We start from the raw sequence: 415 nt of genomic DNA on the forward strand, positions 1-415 counted from the left end.
CGCCTTGCCAAACTGCGAGGTGGCCGTCGGCGCTGACGGTCTGAAAATGGGTGACCGGTCGAGCCGCACCGCTAACGAACGAACGCGTGGATGCGGGCGTCTCTCGTAAGCGTCCGGTCAGGCGGTCTTTGCCTGGAAGACGTCGCCCCAGGGCAGAAGATCGGCGATTTTCTTGGCCGGATAATCGGCGATGCGGGCAAGGACGGTTCGCAGATAGGCTTCGGGATCGAGGCCATTGAGTTTCGCGGTTTCGATCAGCGACAGCACGCCGGCGGCGCGCGAGCCGCCCTTGTCTGAACCGGCGAAGAGCCAGTTCTTGCGCCCGAGGGGGATCGGACGGTAACTACCCACGGTCGAATCCCGCGAAGTGACTTTTCTGGCGCGGCGGCTTTGGCCGCGTTCGCCTGGTGTCAGT

At 64.1% G+C, this 415-nt stretch carries 1 protein-coding gene; it reads right to left on the reverse strand.

The window, feature by feature from the left end; translation table 11 throughout:
* Positions 1–117 precede the first annotated feature (117 nt).
* Positions 118–415 (reverse strand): transposase domain-containing protein (locus GJ654_RS20705; protein WP_246664861.1); only part of this gene is annotated, 298 nt, incomplete at its 5' end.

This window comes from Rhodoblastus acidophilus, assembly GCF_009720655.1.
In the GTDB taxonomy this organism is placed as follows: domain Bacteria; phylum Pseudomonadota; class Alphaproteobacteria; order Rhizobiales; family Beijerinckiaceae; genus Rhodoblastus; species Rhodoblastus acidophilus_A.